Source organism: Pseudomonas sp. C9 (assembly GCF_002000165.1).
Taxonomy (GTDB): domain Bacteria; phylum Pseudomonadota; class Gammaproteobacteria; order Pseudomonadales; family Pseudomonadaceae; genus Aquipseudomonas.
In genome coordinates this window covers 1,237,702-1,258,087 of the sequence record NZ_MPAK01000001.1, presented here as the reverse complement: position 1 = coordinate 1,258,087, position 20,386 = coordinate 1,237,702, and the positions used below count along the sequence as shown (strand labels likewise).

The 20,386-nt window shown below is 58.9% G+C and carries 21 protein-coding genes and 1 pseudogene; 5 read left to right on the top strand and 17 right to left on the bottom strand.

Features of this window, described 5'->3' with window-relative positions; translation table 11 throughout:
- The first annotated feature begins 27 nt into the window (after positions 1-27).
- Entirely contained in the window at positions 28-1,200 is a 1,173-nt protein-coding gene (locus BMS17_RS05940) for a patatin-like phospholipase family protein (RefSeq protein ID WP_077430612.1), read from the top strand.
- Between the two features lie 140 nt (positions 1,201-1,340).
- On the opposite strand, the gene BMS17_RS05935 is transcribed toward BMS17_RS05940, so the two are convergent.
- The 8 genes from BMS17_RS05935 to puuE form a co-directional block, all read right to left on the bottom strand.
- Positions 1,341-2,126, bottom strand: coding sequence for an outer membrane protein OmpK (locus BMS17_RS05935; protein WP_046027117.1), 786 nt, complete (start codon positions 2,124-2,126; stop codon positions 1,341-1,343).
- Between the two features lie 377 nt (positions 2,127-2,503).
- Positions 2,504-3,289, bottom strand: a complete 786-nt coding sequence (locus tag BMS17_RS05930; RefSeq protein ID WP_046027116.1) for an outer membrane protein OmpK — start codon at positions 3,287-3,289, stop codon at positions 2,504-2,506.
- 88 nt (positions 3,290-3,377) lie between these two features.
- Positions 3,378-4,736 (bottom strand): nucleobase:cation symporter-2 family protein, encoded by a 1,359-nt coding sequence (locus tag BMS17_RS05925; protein WP_046027115.1) that lies wholly within the window; start codon positions 4,734-4,736, stop codon positions 3,378-3,380.
- A gap of 138 nt (positions 4,737-4,874) precedes the next feature.
- The gene (locus BMS17_RS05920) at positions 4,875-6,176 is read right to left on the bottom strand and encodes a urate hydroxylase PuuD (protein WP_077430611.1); all 1,302 of its coding nucleotides are present in this window, start codon (positions 6,174-6,176) and stop codon (positions 4,875-4,877) included.
- Positions 6,177-6,226: 50 nt separating this feature from the next.
- The gene (locus tag BMS17_RS05915) at positions 6,227-6,730 is read right to left on the bottom strand and encodes an ureidoglycolate lyase (RefSeq protein ID WP_008146154.1); all 504 of its coding nucleotides are present in this window, start codon (positions 6,728-6,730) and stop codon (positions 6,227-6,229) included.
- Positions 6,731-6,858: 128 nt separating this feature from the next.
- A complete protein-coding gene (gene alc, locus BMS17_RS05910; RefSeq protein ID WP_046027113.1) occupies positions 6,859-7,854 on the bottom strand; it encodes an allantoicase in 996 nt (331 codons plus the stop codon).
- 89 nt (positions 7,855-7,943) lie between these two features.
- On the bottom strand, positions 7,944-8,459 hold the full coding sequence (gene uraD, locus BMS17_RS05905; RefSeq protein ID WP_077430610.1) for a 2-oxo-4-hydroxy-4-carboxy-5-ureidoimidazoline decarboxylase: 516 nt from the start codon (positions 8,457-8,459) through the stop codon (positions 7,944-7,946).
- Positions 8,456-9,382 (bottom strand): allantoinase PuuE, encoded by a 927-nt coding sequence (gene puuE, locus BMS17_RS05900; protein WP_046027111.1) that lies wholly within the window; start codon positions 9,380-9,382, stop codon positions 8,456-8,458. The genes uraD and puuE overlap by 4 nt, the downstream gene beginning before the upstream one ends.
- Before the next feature lie 422 nt (positions 9,383-9,804).
- On the opposite strand from puuE, the gene uraH reads away from it, so the two are divergent.
- Positions 9,805-10,158 (top strand): hydroxyisourate hydrolase, encoded by a 354-nt coding sequence (uraH, locus tag BMS17_RS05895; protein WP_046027110.1) that lies wholly within the window; start codon positions 9,805-9,807, stop codon positions 10,156-10,158.
- A gap of 193 nt (positions 10,159-10,351) precedes the next feature.
- Here uraH and BMS17_RS05890 read toward each other — a convergent pair whose 3' ends face one another.
- Positions 10,352-10,978, bottom strand: coding sequence for a LysE family translocator (locus BMS17_RS05890; RefSeq protein WP_077430609.1), 627 nt, complete (start codon positions 10,976-10,978; stop codon positions 10,352-10,354).
- Between the two features lie 63 nt (positions 10,979-11,041).
- Positions 11,042-12,391 carry an NCS2 family permease gene (locus BMS17_RS05885; protein ID WP_077430608.1) on the bottom strand — a complete coding sequence of 450 codons (1,350 nt, stop codon included), beginning with the start codon at positions 12,389-12,391 and terminating at the stop codon, positions 11,042-11,044.
- 312 nt (positions 12,392-12,703) lie between these two features.
- On the opposite strand from BMS17_RS05885, the pseudogene BMS17_RS05880 reads away from it, so the two are divergent.
- Positions 12,704-13,469 (top strand): annotated as a pseudogene (locus BMS17_RS05880) (IS110 family transposase).
- Positions 13,470-13,781: 312 nt separating this feature from the next.
- On the opposite strand, the gene BMS17_RS05875 reads toward BMS17_RS05880, so the two are convergent.
- Positions 13,782-14,228, bottom strand: coding sequence for a MarR family winged helix-turn-helix transcriptional regulator (locus BMS17_RS05875; RefSeq protein ID WP_046027107.1), 447 nt, complete (start codon positions 14,226-14,228; stop codon positions 13,782-13,784).
- An 82-nt stretch (positions 14,229-14,310) separates the two neighbouring features.
- Between BMS17_RS05875 and BMS17_RS05870 the strand changes: the two genes are divergently transcribed.
- The gene (locus BMS17_RS05870) at positions 14,311-15,477 is read left to right on the top strand and encodes a PLP-dependent aminotransferase family protein (RefSeq protein WP_046027106.1); all 1,167 of its coding nucleotides are present in this window, start codon (positions 14,311-14,313) and stop codon (positions 15,475-15,477) included.
- 63 nt (positions 15,478-15,540) lie between these two features.
- Here BMS17_RS05870 and BMS17_RS05865 read toward each other — a convergent pair whose 3' ends face one another.
- From BMS17_RS05865 to BMS17_RS05845, 5 genes are all read right to left on the bottom strand, one after another.
- Entirely contained in the window at positions 15,541-15,912 is a 372-nt protein-coding gene (locus BMS17_RS05865; protein WP_046027105.1) for a glutathione S-transferase N-terminal domain-containing protein, read from the bottom strand.
- A 104-nt stretch (positions 15,913-16,016) separates the two neighbouring features.
- Positions 16,017-16,562 (bottom strand): GTP cyclohydrolase I FolE, encoded by a 546-nt coding sequence (gene folE / locus BMS17_RS05860; RefSeq protein WP_003204506.1) that lies wholly within the window; start codon positions 16,560-16,562, stop codon positions 16,017-16,019.
- 77 nt (positions 16,563-16,639) lie between these two features.
- On the bottom strand, positions 16,640-17,197 hold the full coding sequence (locus BMS17_RS05855) for a Smr/MutS family protein (protein WP_046027104.1): 558 nt from the start codon (positions 17,195-17,197) through the stop codon (positions 16,640-16,642).
- 74 nt (positions 17,198-17,271) lie between these two features.
- Positions 17,272-17,592, bottom strand: a complete 321-nt coding sequence (locus tag BMS17_RS05850; RefSeq protein WP_046027103.1) for a hypothetical protein — start codon at positions 17,590-17,592, stop codon at positions 17,272-17,274.
- A 131-nt stretch (positions 17,593-17,723) separates the two neighbouring features.
- Entirely contained in the window at positions 17,724-18,314 is a 591-nt protein-coding gene (locus tag BMS17_RS05845) for a cysteine hydrolase family protein (RefSeq protein WP_046027102.1), read from the bottom strand.
- Positions 18,315-18,553: 239 nt separating this feature from the next.
- On the opposite strand from BMS17_RS05845, the gene prmB reads away from it, so the two are divergent.
- Entirely contained in the window at positions 18,554-19,462 is a 909-nt protein-coding gene (prmB, locus tag BMS17_RS05840; RefSeq protein ID WP_046027101.1) for a 50S ribosomal protein L3 N(5)-glutamine methyltransferase, read from the top strand.
- A gap of 127 nt (positions 19,463-19,589) precedes the next feature.
- Here the strand turns inward: prmB and BMS17_RS05835 are convergent, their stop codons facing one another.
- Positions 19,590-20,381: a hypothetical protein gene (locus BMS17_RS05835; protein ID WP_046027100.1), complete on the bottom strand. Its 792-nt coding sequence runs from the start codon at positions 20,379-20,381 to the stop codon at positions 19,590-19,592.
- Positions 20,382-20,386: the final 5 nt, after the last annotated feature.

Sequence of the window (20,386 nt, the reverse complement as noted above, 5' to 3'; positions counted from 1 at the left end):
TCCCTTTAAGCGCCATGGAGTGTTGCGATGAGTCCTGCTGAACCGGTTACAGGGTTGATTCTTTCCGGCGGTGGGGCTCGGGCGGCGTATCAAGTGGGTGTGCTGGCGGCGATTGCCGAGCTGTTGCCGGTGGGCGCAAGTAACCCGTTTCCGGTGATCGTCGGCACCTCGGCCGGGGCGATCAACGCCGTCAGCCTCGCCAGTGGGGCGATGGATTTTCGCGGCGCGATCGAAAAACTGACGGCGTTCTGGCAGGGCTTTCGCAGCCATCTGGTATTGCGCAGCGATTGGCCCGGCGTGATCAGCCAGGCCAGCCGCTTTGTCAGTCATAGCTTGTTGGGCATCGGCGCTCAGGTGCCGGTGGCATTGCTGAACAGTTCGCCGCTGCGCGGTTTGCTCAATGACAAACTGAACATGGCCGGCATCGCCGAGGCCATTGCGCAAAAGCAATTGCAGGCGGTGGCGGTGACTGCGTTTGGCTATGAGTCCGGTCAGGCCGTCACCTTCTATCAGGGCGGCGGCACTATCGATTCGTGGTTGCGTCATCGGCGCATCGGCGTTCCGACTGCATTGAGTGTCGAACATTTGCTGGCCAGCTCCGCCATTCCGCTGTTGTTCGCCCCGGTGAAAATCGGCGAGGAGTACTTCGGCGACGGCGCCGTGCGCCAATCCGCCCCGATCAGCCCGGCGCTGCACCTGGGCGCCAGCCGCGTGCTGGTGGTGGGTGTCAGCGGCAACCCGCGTGGCGTCGACCCGCAGCAACCGCTGCAACGCACCTACACCGGGCAACAGCCGACGCTGGCGCAGATTGGCGGGCACATGCTCAACAGTACGTTCATTGATAGCCTGGAAAGCGACATCGAGCTGTTGCAGCGTCTGAATCAGTTCAGTCACTTGATGCCCGATGGTACGCCGACCCGTGCGCTGGGCGTGGCGCCGGTAGACGTGCTGGTGATTTCGCCGAGTCAGCCGATCGACGAGATTGCGGCGCGGCATCGGCAGGAATTACCGGCAGCGTTGCGCCTGTTTCTGCGTGGACCTGGGGCTACGAAGACGAGCGGGGCGGGGGTGTTGAGCTATTTGCTGTTCGAGGCGGGGTATTGCAGCGAATTGATTGAGCTGGGGCGACGCGATGCGTTGGCCAAGCGTGGGGAGCTTTGCCGGTTTCTGGGATTGGTGGAGTCTGTGGTCCCGGCTTGAGACTTGTGGTGCGGCCATCGCGGGCAAGCCACGCTCCCACAGGGTTTTGTGTCGTTTAAACAATTTGAGAACGACCTGAAACCCTGTGGGAGCGTGGCTTGCCCGCGATGGCGTCCTCGCAGACGCCACTTACAGCCGGATCAGAAGTGGAACTTCACCAAGAGGCTCGTCACGTTCTGATTGGTCGTAAAGGCACCGGAATCTTCGATCCCGTATTTGTTTTTCCAGTAGTCGTATTCAACACCGACATACAGCTGCTTCGCACCGAAATTCAGCGCCTTGCCCAAGTCATATTTGACCTGTGGGTTGAAGTGCAGGTTGGCGTGGTATTCGCCTCGGCTGTTGACGTCGTTGTCGACGACCCAGTCCATGTAACCGTCGATCAGCACACTCGAACTGCCCACTGGAATGGTGTAAGACCAGACCGGGGTGATTTGCCAGACGTTGTCGCCTGGGCGATCGCCTTCGGTGTGACGGTTGTAGAAGTTCAACTGGAAGTAGTCGAAGCCCGGAATAGCCAGGTCGAAACCCGGGCCGATCAGGTAGGACTCGGTATCGTCCTCACCAAACTCGTAGGTCATGGCCAGCAGTACATCTTTGATCGGGCCGAGTTCGAATTTCTGGTCGAAAATCTTGTTGAACGACAAGCGCGGGCTGAGCTCACCGTAGTGAGTGTTCTTGCCCGCAAAGGCGTCTTCCTTGCCGTTGTAGAAGATCTTGTCGATAAAGAAGAAGTTGTCGCCGTATTTCCAGCCATCGGCGTGTTCGAACGTCACGGTCTGCTGAATGGCAGGGTTGACCTTGAATTCTTTACCGTAGAGGTAAGTCAGGCTGTTGGTCTGCCATTGCAGCAAGTCGCCGGCCATGGCCTGGCCCCCGGCCAGCATCGATCCCGCCAACATCAGGCTAGTGCACGTACGTTTCATTCGGTTGCTCCCAAAAAGTAGGTGGTTCCACGTTATTTTTTTAAGGTCGGCGCTCTGGTGTGGCGCCTGTTTCTGTAGCGGTAAAAAATCATCCAATCGGTCAGCTTTAATGCTGTTAGCAAGAGCTGCGCCAAGGCTTTCAAAAAGCAAAAAAACTCCCGCTCGGCTGCTCAAGAACAGTCGATTGAGAGGGGGGGGTGGAATGCCTTGGTACCGTCCAGAGCCGGGATAAGTTGGCCTTCTGGTCAGGAGTTAAATCCGGGCTTTTTTTTAAAGCGGATTCAGGCGGCCGCGGAGAATACTGACTCCTTGGCCAGGTCTCAAGTGCCCCGCAACAGCGCACCGACGACAGGTTTGGGGCACGGTTGCCGGTCATCTTAGAAATGCACCTTCACCAGCAGGCTGGTGGTGTTTTCATTGGTGTCGAAGTTAGAGGTGTTCTCGATGCCGTATTTGTCTTTCCAGTAGCTGTATTCGACGCCGACGTACACCTGTTTCTCACGCCAGCCCAGGGCTTTGCCCAGGTCATATTTGATCTGCGGGTTGAAGTGCAGGTTGGCGTGATAGGTGCCGTGTGAGTTCTGGTCGTTGTCCACCACCCAATCGATGTAGCCGTCGATCAACACGTTCGAGTTGCCCAATGGCAGGGTGTAGGACCAGGCCGGGGTGACTTGCCAGACATCGTCGCCGGGGCGCGAGCCTTCGGTCTGACGGTAATAGAAGTTCAAGGTAAAAAAGTTGAAGCCCGGGACAGCGAGGTCGAAGCCGGGCCCGATCAGGTAGGCCTCGGTGTCGTCTTCGCCACTTTCGTAGGTCATGGCCAGCAGCACGTCTTTGATCGGGCCGAATTCGAAACGGCGATCGAGGATTTTGCCGAAGGAGAGGCGTGGGCTGAACTCGCCGTAATAGGCGTGGGCGCCTTTGTTCCGGTCTTTTTCGCCGTTGTACCAGGTGCTGTCGACGAACAGAAAGTTATCGCCGTACTTCCAGCGGTCGGCGTGTTCGAAGGTTATCGTCTGCTGGATCGACGGGTTGACCACGAAATCCTTGCCATACAAATAGCTCAGGCTGTTGGTTTGCCACAGCAGTAAATCGCCAGCCATGGCCTGACTCGCGGCCAACAGGCCACCACTCAACAGCACGTTGGTTTGTGTCCGAATCATCTGTTGCTCCCTCTTGTTTTTATTGTTCGAGGCGCAGGTTGTGGCCAGGGGGCTGACCACAGGCGGGCCCCCTTGGTTGTTCGTCAGATCAATGGGTGTGTGCGTGGCAGTCGTTGATGGCTGCGCGTTCTGCGCCACCCAGGATGTTGAACAGCAGGTTCAGCGTCAGCGCGCTGAGGGTGGCCATCGCGATACCGCTGTGGGTGATCGGGCTCATCCACAGGGGCAGGTGGGCGAAAAACTCCGGGCGTACCACCGGGATCAGCCCCATGCCGATGCTCACCGCCACCAGCAACTGATTGCGACGGTCACCGATGTCAGCTTCCTGGAGAATCTTTATTCCGGTCGCTGCGACCATGCCGAACATCGCAATCGCCGCACCGCCCAGCACTGCTGGCGGAATCGATGCGACCAAAAACGCGGCCTTGGGCAGCAGGCTCAGCACAATCAGCAAACCGCCGGCAACGATGGTGACCGAGCGGCAACGCACGCCGGTCATCTGCACCAGGCCGATGTTCTGCGCGAAAGAGGAGTGGGTGAAGGTGTTGAAGAACCCGGCGAAAAACGAGGCGCCGGCATCACACAGCAAGCCGCGACGCAGCATTCGCGGGCAGACTTCCTGGCCGGTGATTTTGCCCAGCGCGAGGAACATCCCGGTGGACTCGACGAAGATGATCACCACCACCAGGCACATCGACAGGATCGGCGCGAGTTCGAACTTCGGCATACCGAAATGCAGTGGGGTGACGAACTGAACCCACGGCGCGTTGGCCATGCCGCTGAGGTCGACCATGCCGATCACACCGCAGATCACGTAGCCCAGGCACATGCCGATCAGCACGGAAATATTGACCCAGAAACCGCGCATGAAACGGTGCACCAGCAAAATGGTGCCCAGCACCAGCGCGGCGATGGCCAGGTAAATCGGGGAACCGAACTGAGCGGCGCTCGCGCCGCCACCGGCCCAGTTCACGGCCACGGGGAACAGCGACAAACCGATCGAGGTGATGACCGTGCCCGTCACCAGCGGCGGGAAGAAGCGTACGACTTTGGACATGAACGGCGCGATGAGCATGCCGAAGAACCCGGCGGCGATGGTTGCGCCGAAGATCCCTTGTAGACCGATTCCGGGCATGCCGGCCATGGCGACCATGCTGCCGACCGCAGCGAAACTGGCGCCCATCATCACCGGCATGCGAATGCCCATGGGGCCGATGCCCAGCGACTGAACGATGGTGGCGATGCCGGCGACCAGCAGGTCGGCGTTGATCAGGAAGGCGATTTCTTCACGACTCAGGCCAGCGGCCTGTCCGATGATCAGCGGCACCGCGATGGCGCCACCGTACATCAGCAGAACATGTTGCAGACCGACCAGGATCAGTTGCAAAAGGGGCAAACGCTGAATGGCGGGTGCGTCGGGGATGCGCGCTGCGGATAGCTCGGACATGCAACACCTCGGATCTTTTTTATTCTTGTGATTTTGTGCATCAGGTAGACCGCGTTGCGGCCAATCGCAGGCAAGCCAGCTCCCACACAGACAATGCAAAACCTGTGGGAGCGAGCTTGCTCGCGATGCTTTTGCTACTTAGTTGGTCGGTGCTCCCTGAACAATCCAGGCGCCGATCAGGTCACGTTCCTGCTGGGTCATCTGAGTGATGTTGCCCAGTGGCATGATCTGGCTGGTGACGGCTTGAGCCTGGATCCGCGCCGCGTTCTGGCGGATTTGCTCGGGGGTGTCGAACATCACGCCGGCCGGGGCGGCACTGAATAGCGGGCTGGTTGGTTTGGCCGAATGGCAAACCGCGCAACGCTCCTGAATCACACTGTGCACCTTGTCGAAACCAGGGCCTGCGTTGGACGCTTGCGCCGGTGCGGCGGCGGGTGCTTCGGCGGGCTTGGTTTCAGCAGGTTTCAAACCACCACCCAGCGCCGTTTCCGGTAGCGGCTGGTATTCGATTTTTGCCGGGGCCTTGGCCACGTCCGGGCTGGTCATCGGTGCGGGACCGGTGACGTAAGCCAGGCTGATCATACCAACTGCCGCGACTGGCAATGTCCAGGCGAACTTGTGGCTGTCGTGACGGGTGTTGAAGTAGTGACGCACCAACACCGCCAACACCGCGATCCCGGCCAGGATCAGCCAGTTGTACTGGCTGCCGTAAGTGCTCGGGAAGTGGTTGCTGATCATGATGAACAGCACCGGCAAGGTGAAGTAGTTGTTGTGACGCGAACGCAGCAGGCCTTTGGCCGGCAGTGCCGGATCGGGCGTGCGGTTCTCGGCAATCGCCGCCACCAGTGCGCGCTGCGCCGGCATGATGATGCGGAACACGTTACCGACCATGATGGTGCCGATGATCGCGCCGACGTGCAGGTAAGCACCGCGTCCGCTGAACACTTTGCTGAAGCCGTAGGCCGCGCCAATGATCAGTACGAACAGGATGAACCCGAGCAGGGCAGGGCGTTTGCCCAGGGCCGAGTCACACAGGAAGGAGTAGACGAACCAGCCGACGAACAGTGAGCCGATGCCCAACAGTACGCCTTCAGGACCGCTCAGGGCGCTGCCCGGTGCCAGCAGGTAGAGCGTCGGGTTGGAGTAGAACACCACGCACAGCAGCGCGATCCCCGACATCCAGGTGAAGTAGGCTTCCCATTTGAACCAGTGCAGGTTGTCCGGCATGGTCGGTGGAGCCAGTTTGTATTTTTCCAGGTGGTAGATACCGCCACCGTGGATTGCCCACAAGTCGCCAGCCAGCCCACTTTTCGGGTTGACCCGATTGAGGTTGTTTTCCAGCCAGACGAAATAGAACGACGCACCGATCCAGGCCACGCCAGTAATCATATGAACCCAGCGCACGCTCAGGTTCAGCCATTCCAACAGATGTGCTTCCACAGTCTTTACCTCTCGCCTGTCACTCTGTTGTCGAGTGATCAGACCTTCTCTTATTGGTGGGGGGCGAGGATCAAACGCTCATCCTCTTTGAAAAAATGCTCATCGCAGTTATTGCCTGTGCCACTGCGATCAACCACCAGGAAGTCATCCCGCTTTTCGATCGTCAGCACCGGGTGGTGCCAGACGCCGCGATGGTAATTAATGCCCTGCCTGCCGTTGGTGACGAAGGCGCGGACCAAGCCTGATACAGGTTCATCGCCAAGTGGCGCGACCACGATCAGAAAAGGGTTGCCGAGCAGCGGTATAAACGCCTGGCTGCCCAACGGGTGACGCTCCAGCATGCTGACGGTCAGCGGCATGTCCTGCGCGTCAGCGCGGAAGATGCTGATGATCGCGTTATCTTCTGGCTTCGCGGTTTCAACCGTCGCCAGTTTGTGAAAACGCATGGTCGAACCGTTGTTGATCATGAAGTGATCGCTGCCGTCGGTTTCGATCACGTCACCGAAAGGGGCGAAGGCTTCTTTGGTCAGCGGTTCAATCGTCAGTGTGCGCATGCTGGTCTTCTTACCTTGAATTCGTTGTTGTCTGTTCTATTGCTATCGCGGGCAAGCCCGCTCCCACAGGTTTTGTGTACACCACAGTTCCTTGTGGGAGCGGGCTTGCCCGCGATTGGGTTCAGCGCTTATTTAGCGACCTTGCCGAGAACGCGCAGGCGGCTCACACCACCATCCGGGAACACGTTCAGGCGGATGTGGGTGATCGGGCCCAGCGCCTTGATCTGCTCGGCGAAGGTGTGTTCGGCGTGCATTTCCAGTTTCTGCGCCGGCAGCAGTTCGCGCCAGAACAGCGACTGGGTTTCGATCTGGCTGTCGGTGCCGCCCTTCACGAAGGCACCCTGGATCGAGCACGTGTCCGGGTAGTTGCCCTTGAAGTGCAGGGTGTCGACGATGACTTTTTCAATCTCGCCGGCATGACCCAGCGCGACGATCACCCAGTCATTGCCTGGCGTGCGACGACGTGCGGTTTCCCAGCCGTCGCCCATGTTAATGCCTCGGCCCGGGTTGAGGATGTTGCTCATGCGGCCGAAGTGTTCGTCGGAGCAGGCGAGGGCGCGGCCACCATTCAGGGCTGCGGCCAGGTCGATTTGCTCGTTGTCGCCAACAGCCGACCAGTCGCGGTGCGGTACGCCGTACACGCGCAGACGGGCGACACCGCCATCCGGGTAGATGTTGAAGCGCAGGTGACTGAACGCCTGATCGTTGTTGATTTCGTGGAAGTGGTGGCTGTTGCCTTGCAGTTCGACGGCGGACAGAACTTCAACCCACTGGGTGTTTTCGGTCGGCTCGCCTTCAGCCAGGAAGCAGGCTTCCAGGGAGGCAGACGGCGGGAAGTTGCCGGTGAAGAATGAAGTGTCGATGTCGACGCCTTTGATCGAGCCCGGTACGCCCAGGCGGATCACCGCGCTGTCGTAGCCTTCGAAGCGCTTGCGGCGCGACTCCCAGCCGTCCATCCACTTGCCGTTGTCATCGAACACGCCCTCCTTCCACACGGCCGGGGTCGGTTGGAACAGACGGTTGGCGTCTGCGAACCAGTCATCGGTGACCGAGATGATTTTGGTGCCCAAACGGGCATCGGCCAGGTTGACGAACTTCTCGAAAGGTACGGCGTAAGCTTTCATTCTTCTTGTCTGCCTTTAATAAGTTGGCTTGGGATGCTTGCGAGGCCCTGGGTGAGTCAGCGTTCTTGAATCCACTCGGGCCAGGCTTGCTATAGGGTCAGTAATCGGAACAGGGCAATCTTGTTGATCTCTGCCAGCGCACATTTGAATTCGGTGTCGACCGAGTTGTGGATGCGCGTTTCGAACGCTGCGAGGATCTGATGCCGGTTGCTGCCTTTTACCGCCATGATGAAGGGAAACTTGAACTTGGCTTTGTAGGCGTCGTTCAGCTCGGTGAAGCGCTGGAACTCTTCGGCCGTGCATTGGTGAATACCGGCGCCAGCCTGTTCGTTCGTGCTGGCTTCGGTCAGCTGGCCCTGGACGGCAGCTTTGCCGGCCAGGTCCGGGTGAGCGTTAATCAGGGCAAGCTGGCTTGCGTGATCGGCGCTCAACAGGATGTCGCTCATGCGCTGGTGCAGGGTTTCGATCTCGTCGATCGAAGCGTCCTGGCCCAGGTCAAAGGCCTTCTCGGCCACCCATGGCGAATGTTCGTAGATGTCGGCGAAAGCGGCGACGAACGCGTCACGGCTCAGGCTCGAAGGTTTGACGGTTTGAAAGGTGCTCATTTCGCAGCCCCTTGGTACGGGTGGGTTTCGTGCCAGTGGCGAGCGATGTCGACGCGACGGCTGAACCACACCTGTTCATGACTTTTAGCGTATTCGATAAAGCGCTTGAGCGATGCCAGACGCGCCGGACGGCCGATCAGGCGGCAGTGCAGGCCGATCGAGAGCATTTTCGGTGCGTCGGCGCCTTCGGCGTACAGCACGTCGAACGCATCTTTGAGGTATTCGAAGAAGTCGTCGCCCTTGTTGAAACCCTGGACCTGGGTGAAGCGCATGTCATTGGTGTCCAGGGTATACGGGATCACCAGGTGCGGCTTGCCTGTCGGGTTGTTGGGTTCCCAGTAGGGCAGGTCGTCGTCGTAGGTGTCGCAGTCATAGAGAAAACCGCCTTCTTCCATCACCAGCTTGCGGGTGTTGGGGCCGGTGCGACCGGTGTACCAGCCCAGCGGACGTTCACCGGTGATTTCGGTGAGGATGCGGATCGCTTCGAGCATGTGCTCGCGTTCCTGGGCTTCGTCCATGTACTGGTAGTCGATCCAGCGATAGCCGTGGCTGCAGATCTCGTGGCCGGCATCGACCATCGCGCGGATCACGTCCGGGTGGCGCTGGGCGGCCATGGCCACGGCGAAGATGGTCAGTGGAATGTCGAATTCCTTGAATAGCTTCAGGATCCGCCAGACACCGGCACGGCTGCCATACTCGTAAAGCGATTCCATGCTCATGTTGCGCGCGCCTTGCAGCGGCTGCGCCGAGACCATTTCGGAGAGGAAGGCTTCGGATTCTTTATCGCCGTGCAGGATGTTGCGCTCGCCGCCTTCTTCGTAATTGAGTACGAAAGACAAGGCAATGCGGGCGTTCCCCGGCCAATGTGGGTGAGGAGGGTTACTGCCGTAACCGATCAGGTCGCGTGGGTAGTCAGCGCTCACTGCAGTCTTCCTTCTTAATTCGGTGATGACGTTGGCGCGACGTGCCTGAACATTGAGTGCCAGGCTGGCGTCACAGCGATGGGCTGATTGTATACAACTTTATATTCACTTTGTAAGCCTGAATTTTTGCATTTTTCGCGAACTGTCATGAATTGATGATACTGCAAGAAACCTGCCTGACCGGTCAGCTAAATGGTAGAGGCTCCTCTGATCTTATGAGGTGGCGCAAATTCGCCGGAAATTCCCGACTGGCGGGCGTCGAGGTAAATATGTCGTTTTTATTGTGTACAATTTTTTTGAAAAGTGTCTTAATCAATCGCTCGCCGCAGCGTTTCGTGCTCCGAACCGGTGCGGTCTCCTTTTTAACTGACTTCGGGAGGCGCGAGGTCTGACTGCTTGACGCAGGCAGGCGCGCAGAATCAATGGGACGTTTGACTACACACGTTTTGGACGCAGCACACGGTTGCCCGGGCAGCTCGATCAAGGTCGAGTTGTACCGCGTTGAAGGATCGCAGCTGGAATTGGTCGCCAGCGCGATAACCAACAGCGACGGTCGGGTCGATGCACCCCTGCTGCAAGGCGATGACTACCGTACCGGGGTCTATCAGGTTCAGTTCCATGCGGGCGATTACTACCGCGCCCGTGGCGTTGCGCTGCCGGAGCCGGCATTTCTGGATGTGGTGGTGCTGCGTTTTGGCATCTCTGCCGAGCAGGATCACTACCATGTGCCACTGCTGATTTCGCCCTATAGCTATTCCACGTACCGCGGCAGCTGATCCCCCAAGCAGCTGCCACAACCTGGAAGCGACTGCGCATATAGCTTCTTTGGTCTTTCGCCCGCTCACACTGCGGGCTTTTTTTCGTCTGGAGAAATGTTGCCTGTGCCGACGCCATCGCGGGCAAGCCCGCTCCCACAAGGAGTTGTGGCGCTCACATAACCCTGTGGGAGCGGGCTTGCTCGCGATGCTCTTAGCGACTCAACAAAGATGCAGCGCCTGCACCACCAAACAACCCCGCACTCACCCGGTTAAACCAGCTCTGCCCCTTGCCACTACGCAGATACCGCGCCGCGCCATGTGCGCCCAGCCCATAGGCCAACTTGCACAGCAGGTCGAGTACGGTCCAGGTCGCAATCATCACCAGCAACTGCGGCAGGAACGGCTGCTCGGCGCTGAGGAACTGCGGCAGGAAGGCGGCAAAGAACAGAATGTCTTTCGGGTTGCTCGCGCCCAACACAAACGCGCGCCCGAACAGCGCACGAAAGCGCGGCACTGGCGCCGCCTGAGGCACTTCGGCACCCACCGATGGCTGGCGCGATTGCTGCCAGCTCTGCCAGGCGAGGTAGAACAGATAGAGCGCGCCGACGATTTTCAGCGCGCTGAACAGTTGTTCCGACGCCAACAGCAAGGCGCCCAGGCCCAGCGCCGAGGCACTGAGCAAGCAAATCGAGGCAATGACACCGCCGAGAAACGCCGGGTAAGAACGGCGCAAACCGTAATTGAGACTGTTGCTGATCATCAGCAAAGACAGCGGCCCCGGGATCAGGATCACTACCAGCGCAGCGCCGCTGAACAGCAGCCAGGTTTCCAGACTCATCACTTTCCTCCAAATGTGCAAAAGCCCCACCCGGTGGGTGAGGCGGGTTGAAACGAGGACCGCTTACAAGAAGATGAACTTGGCGATGAAGATCGCGCAGAGCACCCACAAGCTGACGGAGATTTCCTTGTATTTACCGGTACCGGCCTTCAGCGCCACGTAGGTGATGAAACCCAGTGCGATGCCGTCGGCGACCGAGAAGGTCAGGGGCATCATGATGGCAGTGACGATCGCCGGAATGCTGTCGGTCGCTTCGTCCCATTCGATGTGCTTCATGCCGCCCATCATCAGCATCGCCACATAAATCAGCGCGCCAGCGGTGGCGTAGGCGGGAATCATCCCGGCCAGGGGGGCGAAGAACATCGCCGCGATAAACAGCACGCCGACGGTCACCGCAGTAAGGCCTGTGCGCCCACCCGCCGCAACACCCGCAGCGCTTTCCACATAGCTGGTAACCGGCGGAACACCCACAACCGCACCAAATACGCTGGAGGCACTGTCAGCTTTCATCGCGCGGGAGAGGTTTTCGATCCGGCCGTCAGCGCCGACCAGGTTGGCGCGCTGGGCCACGCCCATCAGCGTACCGGCGGTGTCGAACATGTGCACAAAGAGGAAGGCCAGGACCACGCTGATCATGCTGACGTTGAAGACGCCGGCGAGGTTCATGGCCATCCAGGTCGGGGCCAGGCTCGGCGGGGCGGACATGATGCCCTCGTAATGCACCAGGCCAAGACCCCAGCCAGCCAGGGTCACGGTGATGATGCTGATGAGGATCGCGCCGAACACTTTGTGGTAGCTGAGGATGGCGATCATCAAGAAGCAAACGGCGGCGAGCAGCGGGCCGGGTTCGCGCAGGGAGCCGAGCTTGATCAGGGTTGCCGGGCTATCGACGACGATGCCTGCGGTTTTCAGGCCGATCAGGCCCAAGAACAACCCCACGCCGGCGCCCATGGCGAAGCGCAGGCTGACCGGAATGCTGTTGAGCAGCCATTCGCGAATCCGCGAAAAGGTCAGGATCATGAACAACACACCGGACACGAACACCGCACCGAGGGCGGTTTCCCAGTTGTAGCCCATGGTGCCGACCACGGTGTAGGTAAAGAAGGCGTTCAGACCCATGCCCGGCGCCAGGCCGACCGGCCAGTTGGCGTACAGGCCCATCAGCAGGCAACCCAATGCAGCGGCGATGCAGGTGGCGACAAACGCGGCGCCGTGATCGATGCCGGCGTCGGCCATGATGTTCGGGTTGACGAAGATGATGTAAGCCATGGTGATGAAGGTTGTCAGACCGGCAATCAGCTCGGTCTTCACCGTGGTGCCATGCAAGGTGAGTTTGAAGATGCGCTCAAGCCAGCCATTGCGTAACGGCGGCGAGAGTTCCAGCGTCGATGCTTCGGATTTGCGGCTTTCCACAGCGAGTACTCCTCAAGAGTTTTATTGTTATTTCCAGGGCCGGACCCATGAGGGTGGCAGCGGCCCTTTGAGGCACTTGCGAATTTGTTGACCGTACGGTCAGAAACTCGCACGAAGTGGATTATGCTTTTGTATACAAAGAAAGCAAATAATGTTTTTGATTTTGTCGACGAAATATTTGGCGATAGGGGTATATCGCCAGGAAGGACGCCATCGCGGGCAAGCCACGCTCCCCTAATGAAATGGCTACCCCCGCTGCCCCCTGTGATCGCCCACTAAGCTTTCACAGGGGGCTCATCGGAGATCATTGCCATGAACAACGTAGCTATTGCCGCCATCGACCTCGGAAAACACTCCTTTCATCTGCATGCTCAAGATGATCATGGTCATGAGCTTTACCGCAAAAAGTTTACGCGGGCAGCGCTCACCCAATATCTGGCGAAACTGGAACCCTGCACCGTCGTGATGGAAGCCTGTGGCGGCGCCCATTTCATGGCGCAGGAAGTCGCCAAACTGGGGCATACGCCCAAGCTCATTGCTCCTCATCTCGTGCGCCCTTACGTGAAAAGCAACAAGAACGACTTCGCTGATGCCGAAGCGATCTGCGAGGCGGCGTCTCGCCCCACGATGCGCTTCGTGCCCCCTGGAATGCCGGGCCGCTGAAGATGATCTGGCGGCTCGTTTGATGACCATGCCGTGTGTCGGCCCGATCACCTCCAGCGCCCTGGCTGCCGAGTTGGGCGATGGCAAACAGTTCAAATGCGGCCGAGGTTATGCGGCGTCGATCGGGCTGGTACCCAAACAGCACGGCACGGGCGACAAAACCGTGTTGCTGGGCATCAGCAAGCGCGGCGATCGAAATCAGAGGCGCCTGCTCATCCAGTGCGCCCGTGTGTACTTGATACAGCTGGAACGACAGAAAGGYGCYCTGGCGGACTGGGTCCGTCAACTATTAGCCTCCCGCCATCACTCCAATCTCGTGGTCTGCGCGCTGGCCAACAAGCTGGCAAGAATCGCCTGGGCAATTGCGGCGCATCACACTGAATTCGATGCGGGGCCAGCCGCGATGAACGCCTGACCCCGCTGTCACCCGAGCACCACCCACCTGGTTTTGCGATGCTGGATAACTGATGACGTGAACGGCCAACCGGCCTGACGACAACCCTGAACTCCTACACGGCTCAAAGGCCGTTCCACTAATTAGGGTCGTTGGGCATCGATTCTCATCGAGGCGCGGGGTGACAGCCCCACTCAGACGCCGGATAGATGAAAGCAAGCCAAACACGACATCAAAAACAGTATTGCAGAAAAGGGGGTAACCATAGATGTAGGAGTGAGCCTGCTCGCGAAGGGGCCAAACCACCCACTACAAATCCATCAACCAGAACACTCAGTCCGCAAGCACCTGGGTTTGCCCCAGCGCCTTGTTCACCGCCAACCACCCATTCACCGCCGTCTCCCCAGCCTCGGCAAACACCCGCTCCAGCAATTTCACCTGCTCACGCCGCAGCGATTGCTCGAACCGCGCGCCATCCTCAGTCAACTCCAGCAGGCGTTTCCGCTTGTCAGTTTCTGACGCAACACTGTTCACCAAATGCATCTCTACCAACTGACGCAACGGCATGTTCAGCGCTTGCTTGCTCACGCCGAGCAGCGCCAGCAACTCCTTCACGCTGAGGTTCGGATAACGGGCGATGAAAAACACGATGCGTTGATGCACCCGGCTCAAGCCGCGACGTTCGAGCATTTCATCGGCTTTGGCGGTGAACGCCTGGTAGCCAAAGAAAAACGCTTCCATGGCCTGTTGCTGGGATGTCGGGTTTTTAAGGTCAATCATGTTGACGTATCCGCCAGGTCTGTCGTAATTTCGGTCAACAAGTTTGACTCATTTTCCTCAGGCCTCGCTACCGGTGACTCTCATGGCTTTTTCCGAACGTGTCTCGCGCCTCAAAAGTTCTTTGATCAGAGAAATCCTCGCGGCCGCTCAACGTCCGCAAGTGATGTCGTTTGCCGGTGGCTTGCCGGCCGAAGCCATGTTGCCGAAGGTGGAATGGGCCGACTTGCCGTTGTCCATGGGCCAGTACGGCATGAGCGAAGGCGAACCCGCATTGCGTGAAGCCCTGGCAGCAGAGGCACGGGGGCTGGGCGTGCCGTGCGAGGCGAGTCAGGTGCTGGTGGTCAGCGGTTCCCAGCAAACCCTCGATCTGGCGGCCAAGCTCTATATCGATAAAGGCACCGAGGTATTGCTCGAAGCACCGACGTATCTGGCGGCGTTGCAGATCTTCCAGCTGTTCGGTGCCGACTGCATCACCGTGCCGCAGCAAGCGGATGGCCCGGACCTGATGCAGTTACGCGCACGCCTGGAAAAACATCGTCCGGCGTTCATCTACCTGATTCCAACGTTCCAGAACCCATCGGCAGTGCGTTACAGCGAGGCCAAGCGCGATGCCGTGGCGGCATTGCTCGACGAGTTCGGTGTGACCCTGATCGAAGACGAGCCTTATCGTGAATTGACCTTCGACGGCGCCAGCGCCACGCCGATTGTCAGTCGCTTGAAGAAAGCCAGCTGGATCTACACCGGCACCGTCTCGAAAACCCTGTTGCCGGGCCTGCGTGTCGGTTACCTGATTGCCAGCCCAGACCTGTTTCCGCATTTGTTGAAGCTCAAGCAATCGGCGGACCTGCACACCAACCGGATTGGCCAATGGCAAGCGCTGCAATGGATCGGCACCGAGAAATACCAGCAACACCTGAGTGAGTTGCGCAACTTCTACCGCTGCCGTCGAGACGCATTTGAAGCAGCACTGCAAACGCACTTTGCCGATCTGGCGGACTGGAACGTGCCCCAGGGTGGGTTGTTTTTCTGGCTGACGTTGAAACAGCCAATGGACACACGAACCCTGCTCAATGCGGCGTTGGACAATGACGTGGCATTCATGCCGGGGGAACCGTTCTTTCCCGAGCCGGACAACCATCACGGGCATCTGCGGCTGAACTTCAGTCACATTGACCCGGCTCGACTGGATGAAGGGCTGAAGCGATTGGCGGCGGTCGTGCGTCAGGCTCTGGCGGCTAAAGCAGCCTGAGGGGGGGCAGAAACAAATAAACCGGCTCAAGGGCCGGTTTACTTTTGTCTGGAGTTTGCGGTGTCAGGCAGCCGCGAATCGCTTATCCAGATAGTCGATGATCACCTTGGACTCATACATCCAGGTGGTCTGGCCGTTCTCTTCGATACGCAGGCACGGCACTTTGATCTTGCCACCTTGTTCCAACAGCGTCTGGCGATCCTGCTCGTTGTTCTTCGCATCGCGCAGGGCCACCGGCACGTTCAGGCGGCGCAGGGAGCGGCGGGTCTTCACGCAGAACGGGCAGGCGTGGAATTGATACAGTGTCAGGCCCTTGGCGGCCGCTTCGACCTGAGCCTGAGCAGCGGCAGGGCGCTGCTTCTTGCCCGGACGGGTGATGAAGTCGATGAAGATGATCAGTTGGCCAAGGCCGACACGAAGCGCTTTTACGAACACGTTGAAAGCCTCACGGTGCGAATGAAGAAGGGCGCGCAGCTTACCTGATTTTTTGCGGACGAAAAAAAACCGGCGATGAATACCGGTTTTCTTCGTGCGGCCCGTTACTTGATCAGGCTGAGAAACTCGCTGCGGGTGGCCGCGTTTTCGCGGAACTCACCGAGCATCACCGAGGTGATCATCGACGAATTCTGTTTCTCCACACCGCGCATCATCATGCACATGTGCTTGGCCTCGATCACCACCGCAACGCCCAGGGCGCCGGTGACCTGCTGGACCGCATCCGCGATCTGGCGGCTGAGGTTTTCCTGGATCTGCAAGCGGCGGGCGTACATATCGACGATGCGCGCGACTTTCGACAGGCCCAATACTTTGCCGCTCGGGATATAAGCGACATGGGCCTTGCCGATGAACGGCAGCAGGTGGTGTTCGCACAACGAGTACAACTCGATGTCCTTGACCAGCACCATTTCGCTGTTGTCGGAGCTGAACAAGGCACCGTTGGTGACTTCTTCGAGCGTCTGTTCATAACCGCGGCAGAGGTACTGCATGGCTTTGGCGGCACGTTTTGGCGTGTCGAGCAGGCCCTCGCGGGAGACGTCTTCGCCCAGTTGGCCAAGGATCGCGGTGTAATTCTGTTCCAGGGACATGAAACTACCTGTGGGATTTTACGCAAAGGGCAAGGGTACGGTGGCAAACACGGTGCTGCAAGAGCGACGCGACAGCTTTACTCGTCGCGACCTTCCATCATGGTGCGTTTGAGCATTACATACACTGCTCCCGCGCCGCCATGTTTTGCCTGGCATGAAGTGAAACCGAGCACCTGTGGATGCTGGCGTAGCCAGGTGTTGACGTGACTCTTGATCATCGGCCGCTTGCCGTCCAGACGCACGGCTTTACCGTGGGTGACGCGCACGCAGCGAATTTCGAATTTGGTGGCTTCGGCGAGAAAGGCCCAAAGGGTTTCTCGCGCTTTTTCCACGTTCATGCCGTGCAGGTCGAGGCTGCCCTCGAACGGAATCTGCCCGATCTTGAGTTTGCGCATCTGGCTTTCCTGCACACCGTCACGGGCCCACATTAATTCGTCTTCCGGGCCGACGTCGATGACGAACTGATCGGACAGCCCATCAACGGTGGTGGCATCGGTGCGAATGGTCGCGGCTTGACGCAGCTTGGCGATTTGCGCGCGGTCGGCCTTGGGTTTGCCGGTTTCGGCGCGATCGTGCTTGATCGGCTTGACGCCTTGGATCGCACTTTTGAACAGGGAAAAATCGTCGTCTTGCATGTCAGCCTCCGCGAAGGGCGGCCAGTTTACCCAAGTAATCACGAAACGGCCCGGCAAAAAGCCAGGCCGTCGGTTCAGTCGTGTTTTTTCATCAGGTGCGGGGACATGTTCAGCTCGCGCGACTGACGTGCACGCCGCCGGCAACGCCGCCACAGCCACACGCCCAGGTACAGCACGAACAGGCCGACCGCCAGAATCACTGCCGCTGCGGTCCGGCTGGCGTTCAATTCACCCAGCGCGGGTACGTGGCCAAACAGGCTGGCAGCGGCGGCCATGGCGAGCAACACACCGCAGGTTGCCAGCAATGCGGCAAACGCGGCGCCAATTCGAAAACGCCAGTTGCGTTGGCCTTTAGGCCGCAAGCGCCGAGCGTCAAAACCATCGGATAACTTCATTCCGACCTTCCTCAATGGGTATCGGCCCTTCGACCGGGAGTTGACCGGGATGTTCCTGAGGCTAAGACAATTGCGGCAAATGAGAGACTTTTGCGGATGAGCGGCAGTATTGGCCGCACATCGAGTGCCGATCAAATCAGTTCGTGAGTGAGCGCGAGGGTAGCGAAGTTATCCCCCATGATCGCCATTTCGGTCTGATGAACGTGCTCGGCAGTCAGTACGCCACCCTTGTAAGGCAAGTCGCGCGTGGCGCAGGCGTCTTCGACCAGGGTGCAACGAAAGCCCAGGTTCTTGGCGGCGCGCACCGTGGTGCTGACGCTGGAGTGGCTCATGAAACCGCAGACGATCAGGTCAAGGGCACCAAGGTCTTCCAGGCGTTTGGCCAGTTCGGTGCCGTGGAACGCGCTCGGCAGCATTTTACCGATGATGGTTTCGTCAGCCTGTGGCTCAAGCCCCGGGATGAACTCGCCACCGACGCCTTGCGGGTTAAACAACCCACCCAGCGTGCCGAGGTGGCGTACATGCACAATTGGCCGGCCGGCGGCGCGGGCAGCGTTGAGCAATTGCTTGATGTTCGCGACGGCAGCGTCCATGCCGCTCAGGGCCAGCGGGCCGCTGAGGTACTCTTTCTGGGCATCGATAATAACAAGCGTCGCATGGCTCAGATTGGCGGCTGCATAACCGCGGCCGCTGAGTTGAAACATCGTTTTTGGAACGGACATTCTGGGGCTCCTTGGAGTGGGGCTTTTGCGACATTGTCCTCTGGCTGAGCGGTTCTGTGAATCGCTACTATCGTAGGCGCCGTCTTTGCTGGCTTGCAGCCTTGTCAAGTTACTCGATTTGTTCAATAGCCAGCGGAAAAAAGGGATCGGTCCTACATCTGCTCCGGTGTTTTTCCTGCGTCGTCGTGGCGCGTTTTGGCTGTTAGAATTGCCAGTCGTTTTTTCTGGAGTTTGCCGCCGTGATCACTTCCCGCCTTCGTACCCTGCGTGACCATATCCGTTGGGCCGTCAGCCGCTTCCATGGGGAGGATCTGTTTTTCGGCCATGGGACCGACAACGCCTGGGACGAAGCCCGTCAGTTGGTGTTGGGGGCTTTGCACTTGCCGTGGGAAATTGCCGACAGCTACCTCGACTGCGCGCTGGAAGAAGACGAGCTGGTCAATCTGCAACGCTTGCTCAAGCGCCGCATCGAAGAACGCATCCCGACCGCCTACTTGCTGGGCGAAGCATGGTTCTGTGGCATGTCGTTCATTGTCGACGAGCGTGTGCTGATTCCACGTTCACCGATTGGCGAACTGATCGAAAACCGCTTCACGCCATGGCTGGGCACCGAGCCTGCGCGCATTCTGGACCTGTGCACCGGTTCCGGCTGCATCGGCATCGCCTGTGCCTACGAGTTCCAGAACGCCGAAGTGGTGTTGGCCGATCTGTCGTTCGAAGCGCTGGAGGTGGCCAATCAGAACATCGAGCGCCACGGTGTCGATGAGCGGGTGTACACCGTTCAGGGCGATGGTTTTGATGGTTTGCCGGGTCAGCGTTTCGACCTGATCGTGTCGAACCCGCCCTACGTCGATGCGGAAGATTTCGCCGACATGCCGGACGAATATCAACACGAGCCCGAGCTGGGACTGGCCTGTGGCGATGATGGTTTGAACCTGGTGCGCCGCATGCTCGCAGAAGCGGCGGATCATCTGACCGAGAAGGGCTTGCTGATTGTCGAAGTGGGCAATAGCCAGGTTCACGTCGAGGCGCTGTACCCGGAAGTCGATTTCGCCTGGCTCGATTTCGAGCGTGGCGGGCATGGGGTGTTCATGTTGACGGCGGAACAATGCCGCGAACATCAGGCCTTGTTCGCTTCCCGCGTCTGACCTGAGGACGCCATCGCGGGCAAGCCGTGCTCCCACAGGTTTTGGGTGTGCCACATAACTTGAGCACAACATAAAACCTGTGGGAGGCATGGCTTGCCTGCGATGGGCACGCCTCGGTCCTGAATCTTTACCGGTGTGTCGCAATCCAGATCAACAACCCCGCCTGAAACACCGCAAACGCCACCAGACACGTAATGGTAAAGCGCAGCCCGGCGTCTTCACGCTTGTACTTGCTGACCTTTTCTTCGTGCGTCTTGAGCTTCACTTCTTGCTCGGCCAGATTCTGCTCGGCCTGCTGAAGCATCTGCGCGGCTTCGAGAATTTCCACCAGTTGCAGTTTTTCAGTGTTCCACTCGCCCGACAGATCACCCACCTGCACGTCTTTGACGCTGCCCTTCAAATGCTGGGCATCGGCATACACCACTTCAAAACCATGCGCCTTCAGGAAGTGATCGCGACGCAGGCGAGTGTCTTCGTTCAACGCATCCTTGTTGTTCAGGTCCGTGCCGTCGACGGTGTAGCCGGACCAGCGCTTCTTCGCCCAGGTAATCCCTTGAGCCGCCATGAAGCGGCCGATGCCACGGTTCATCGGTTCAATCTGCAAGCCGCTGTCGGGCCCGAAATGCACACGTTTGGTGGTGTGATCGACCCACACGTCCAGATGATTCTGTTCTTTGCGCACACGCTGGCCGGGCAGGGTGATGCTCATGCGCATCAGGCTCTGCTCTTTGTTGTTGCGTTCGGCATAGCCGAATTCGACAAAGCGAAGTGGCCGACCTCCGGTGTTGCGGTCGGTTTTCAGCGGCGCCAGACGGAGCATCTTGTGGTGCTCGACGTGGACGTCCGCCCACGGCAGCTCGACCGCTGTAGGAGCGTCTTTTTCAGCGGTGGTGTCGGGTGAAGTCTGGGTATCAGTCATAACGG